General features: G+C 71.0%; 1 pseudogene. It reads right to left on the bottom strand.

The annotated features are described in order from the left end of the window. Nucleotides 1-342 (bottom strand): annotated as a pseudogene (locus DBR23_RS24975) (phospholipase); the annotation flags it as partial. Between the last annotated feature and the right edge of the window lie 27 nt (nt 343-369).

The following is a 369-nucleotide window of genomic DNA, read 5'->3' as shown; positions in this document are numbered from 1 at the left end:
GGGCGCCAGGGGCGCAGGCACACGGCGCGGGGCACCGAAGCGGCCCAGGGGGCCCGCAAAATCGCACAGCGTGGGGTCGATCAGCACGTTGAGGCCCGCCACCTGCAGCAGCATGGAGACATGGCCCAGCCAGGTGATCACGGGGGCCTGCTGGCGCTGTGCCAGGCGCGCGGGGTCCACGGGCTGCGTCCACTGCCGGGCAAAGGCCCCGTAGCCGCCCGCAGGCTCGCTGCGCGGCTTGAAATCGCCGCGCAGCGAGCGCCAGACCATTTCGTACCAGGGGAAGTTGCCGATCACCACGTCAGGGTGCGTGTTGGCAAAGCGGCGGGGCGGTGAGGTCATGGCGGGGGCTGCGTCCGTGCAAAAAGA

Origin of the sequence: Acidovorax sp. HMWF018 (assembly GCF_003061035.1) — a bacterium.
GTDB classification, from domain to species: domain Bacteria; phylum Pseudomonadota; class Gammaproteobacteria; order Burkholderiales; family Burkholderiaceae_C; genus Acidovorax; species Acidovorax delafieldii.
The sequence above is the reverse complement of the archived record's forward strand: the minus strand, read 5'-3'. Positions and strand labels throughout refer to the sequence as shown.